The 3,319-nt window shown below is 58.6% G+C and carries 3 protein-coding genes; 1 reads left to right on the plus strand and 2 read right to left on the minus strand.

Annotated features, from left to right (window positions below; all coding sequences use genetic code 11):
* On the plus strand, nt 1-788 hold a 788-nt coding region (locus RI563_RS11795; protein ID WP_310694583.1), incomplete at its 5' end, for an amino acid--tRNA ligase-related protein.
* Between the two features lie 271 nt (nt 789-1,059).
* Here RI563_RS11795 and RI563_RS11800 read toward each other — a convergent pair.
* Together RI563_RS11800 and RI563_RS11805 are read right to left on the minus strand one after the other, a co-directional pair.
* Entirely contained in the window at nt 1,060-1,902 is an 843-nt protein-coding gene (locus RI563_RS11800) for an HDOD domain-containing protein (protein WP_310694584.1), read from the minus strand.
* A 91-nt stretch (nt 1,903-1,993) separates the two neighbouring features.
* On the minus strand, nt 1,994-3,046 hold the full coding sequence (locus RI563_RS11805; protein WP_310694585.1) for a folate-binding protein YgfZ: 1,053 nt from the start codon (nt 3,044-3,046) through the stop codon (nt 1,994-1,996).
* Nucleotides 3,047-3,319 lie beyond the last annotated feature (273 nt).

The following is a 3,319-nucleotide window of genomic DNA, read 5'->3' on the forward strand; positions in this document are numbered from 1 at the left end:
AGCGCCTGGTGGTCGGCGGGTTCGAGCGGGTATTCGAGATCAACCGCAACTTCCGTAACGAAGGTCTCTCCACCCGGCATAACCCCGAGTTCACCATGCTCGAGTTCTATGAGGCCTATGCCGACTACCGCGATCTGATGGATCTCACCGAGGCCATGCTGCGCGATACCGCCCAGTCCGTACTGGGCAACACGCTGGTGACCTATCAGGGCGAGACCTACGATTTCGGCAAGCCGTTTGCGCGCATGAGCGTGAAAGAATCGATCCTGCATTTCAATCCGGATATTCAGTCAGACGATCTGGACGATCTCGACAAGGCCCGCGAACACGCCAAACGACTGGGTGTTGAACTCAAAGCGAGCTACGGCCTGGGCAAGGTGCAGATCGAGATCTTCGAGAAGACCGTCGAGCATCGCCTCAAGGATCCGACCTTTATCACCGCCTATCCCACCGAAGTCTCCCCCCTGGCACGGCGTAACGACAGCGACCCCTTCGTCACCGACCGTTTCGAATTCTTCGTCGGCGGGCGCGAGATCGCCAACGGCTTTTCCGAGCTCAACGACGCCGAGGACCAGGCCGAACGTTTTCGTCAGCAGGTGGAGGAGAAAGAAGCCGGCGACGAGGAGGCGATGTACTTCGACGAAGACTACGTCACCGCCCTGGAACACGGCATGCCCCCGACCGCGGGCGAGGGCATCGGCATCGACCGCCTGGTCATGCTCTTCACCGACTCGCCCTCGATCCGCGACGTGCTGCTGTTCCCGCACATGCGGCCGGATGCCGGATGAGTTTTACCCCTTTTGGGCTCAAGTTGAAAAAATGCGGAGGTCGCAGAGACGCAAAGGCGCGGAGGGTGAAAAGATAATTTTAAATGTTGAATTATGAATTTTGAATTACACCGATACCTTTTAATTCAAAATTCAACATTTAGAATGTAACATTGTTATTTCTCTGCGTCTCCGCGCCTCTGCGACCTCTGCGTTTTGTAAAGTAAATCTGAATCAATGGAACAAAAAAGCCGGCTGACGCCGGCTTTTTGTTGTGGTGTTGTTGGTTTGTTCAGCCGCCGGTGCTGAGCGCGGCCTTGACCGCCTCGACGTTCTGGCCGACTTCGATGTCGACGATGCTGACATCGGGCTCCAGGCCGAGTTTGCCGAAGGCGGGGACTTTGTTCCAGTCCAGTTTGGTGTGAGGATGATCGGTGCCCAGCAGGCTTTGCAGGTTGGCAACGATAATCAGGTCGGTGTAATCAGCCGGACCGTCATGATCCCGTTCCAGATTCTCGTGGTCGGCAGCGACAGCGACGATATCGTCAGGGAAGTTCCAGGCTCTGAGAATGGCTTCGCCCAGTTTCGGGTGGGCGGTGGCGATGATGGTATCCAGGGTTGGCTCGTCTTCCAGCAGTTCGGGATAGTCCTCGACCCGGCTGAGGATGGGCAGGGCCCCGATGTCGTGTACCAGGCCGGCCAGCAGGGCGTGATCGGGCTGCAGCCCAGACTGGGTGTGCGCCAGGGCACTGCTGATAGCCGCGACTTCGGTGCTGTGTTCCCACAGGTTGCGCAGCCGTTTATCGGTGATGTCGGAGGTGGCCTGGAACATCTGCTCCATGGCGATACTGGTGACCAGATTACGCACCATATTGCTGCCCATACGGGTCACGGCGGCTTCGACGGTTTCGATCTGGCGATTGGCCCGCAGCAGGGGGCTGTTGGCCACCTGGATCAGGCGGGCGGAGAGCGCGGTGTCGGAAGTGACCACTCTGGCAACATCAATCAGCGAGGCATTGTCGTCTTCCAGGGTATCTCGAACCTTGAGGGCCACTTCGGGCAGCGTCGGCAGAACCAGTTTGTCGTTCTTTAAATCCGACAGCAGCTCATTAATGAATTCTTGTTGTAAGGACACGCAATGCTCCTTCGTCAAACGGGGTGTCTGCTGAAATTATCGGCAGATGGGTCAGGGACTTAAGTTTAATCGGACCGTTCAGTGGGGCCCCTCAGGCCTCGTTGGCAACCTCGTAGGGTAAATCGAGCAGGCTCAGGGCGGGACCGTCGGGTTGACCGAGATGAAGCGGACCGGCCTCGACGCTGCTGATTTGCAATACTGCCAGCAAATCCACCCCGCCCCGGGGGGCGGGCTGCGCCAGAACCACTTTGCCGGCACTGTTGTCAGTGCCCGCGCCGGCATTGTAGATCGGTTCGCCGGGGGCCGGGGGCGTGTCGATGTCGACATGGGCCCGGTACATGCGCCGTTTGAGCTTGCCCAGATAGTGCATGCGGGCCACGACTTCCTGACCGGTGTAACAGCCCTTGGTAAAGCTGATACCGCCCAGGCTGTGCAGGTTGGCCATTTGTGGCACAAAGGTCTCGACTGTTTCGGGCACCACGGTGGGAACCCCGGCCACGGTGTCCAGCCAGCTCCAGGCGGGATAACCGACCGGTGAGGCGCCGGTTTGTAATGCCTGCCACAAGCTTGTCAGCGCGCCGGACGGGCCGTGGATTTCAAATCGGGCCTGCTGCTGGCCGGGTATCCGGATTATGGTCAGATCCGCGTGTTGCACGACCTCATCGACGGCTTCGGGCAGGACCGGCAGTTGTGACCCGAGCAGTTTTTCGGCGTCGGGGCCGGCCAGACCGAAGCGGGCCAGTTCGTCGCTGGCGTCGCTCAGGCTCACGTCACTGCGCAGGACGAACATACGCAGGCGTTTGAGAGTCGGTTCCAGGACGCTTCGCGGCAGGCTGAGAAAATAGCGATCCGCACGGCGAAACAGGCGCATGCTGGCGAGCATGCGGCCCTTGGGATTGCAATAGGCGGTCAACTGACTCTGTTGCAGCGTCACCTGCTGGACATCATTGGTGAACTGTCCCTGCAGGAAAGTTTCGGTGTCGCTCCCGCCAGCGGCGATCAGGCCCAGGTGGGAGAGATCGGCAAGCACGGTGTCGGACTCGACCGTCTGGCGCTCCTGTGCCGCGTCACCGAAATCGATGACGTGATCGCCCTCGATTGTCGCCTGTTGTTGTTGTAAAAACGTGTGCCATTCATTGTTCATAACTTGACCATTCGCCGCTTGATATGTGTCAGCAGATGGTTGATAGTAACATTGATTGCGCGCTTCTCGTAAGTTGTTAGCACCTGATGCCTCCGGTTGGACGCCGGCGCTGAAACCGCTAGACTGGTAAACAATGACAACAAAAAACGTGCGGCCAAAATTTCTTAATCTGTTCCGGATTCATCTGCCCGTCACCGGGGTTGTCTCCTTCGCCCATCGCGTCAGCGGCGCCTTACTGGTGATCTCCCTGCCGCTGGTCGTGTTTCTTTTCGC

Origin of the sequence: Thiohalophilus sp. (assembly GCF_031581315.1) — a bacterium.
GTDB lineage: Bacteria > Pseudomonadota > Gammaproteobacteria > UBA6429 > Thiohalophilaceae > Thiohalophilus.